General features: G+C 42.3%; 1 protein-coding gene. It reads right to left on the bottom strand.

All coding sequences use genetic code 11. The annotated features are described in order from the left end of the window. Positions 1 to 331, bottom strand: a 331-nt coding sequence (locus ACTQ5K_RS25635; protein WP_441994466.1) for a UPF0236 family transposase-like protein, incomplete at both ends; no start/stop codon positions are given.

Here is a 331-nt window from a genome sequence, read left to right as displayed (position 1 = left end):
CGTTAAAAAGGCGAGGAAATGCGCTAGTTTTTCTTCTTCTTCTGGTGTATCCATTGTTCCTACTGCACTATTCAACTCTAGAAGTAATGTTTCTACCTGGTAGTTTTTTAATGCTCTTCTCATGTAGCGGAATCGGGGATGGCTCTTCATTAGCTGTTTCATCGAACGAGCGACATGAAAACGATCCATAGTGAAAAAGGCCCGTTCCCGAAAATACTCCCGACATGCCGTTATCCAGCCTGCTCCATCGCCATTAATAATAAGCAAGGTTTGGGTTGGATCATACGCATAATGATTCTGTAAGAATGTTTCAAAAGCTTCCCAAAAGGGT

Origin of the sequence: Niallia sp. Sow4_A1, from assembly GCF_052116745.1 — a bacterium.
GTDB lineage: Bacteria > Bacillota > Bacilli > Bacillales > Cytobacillaceae > Niallia > Niallia hominis.
The sequence above is the reverse complement of the archived record's forward strand: the minus strand, read 5'-3'. Positions and strand labels throughout refer to the sequence as shown.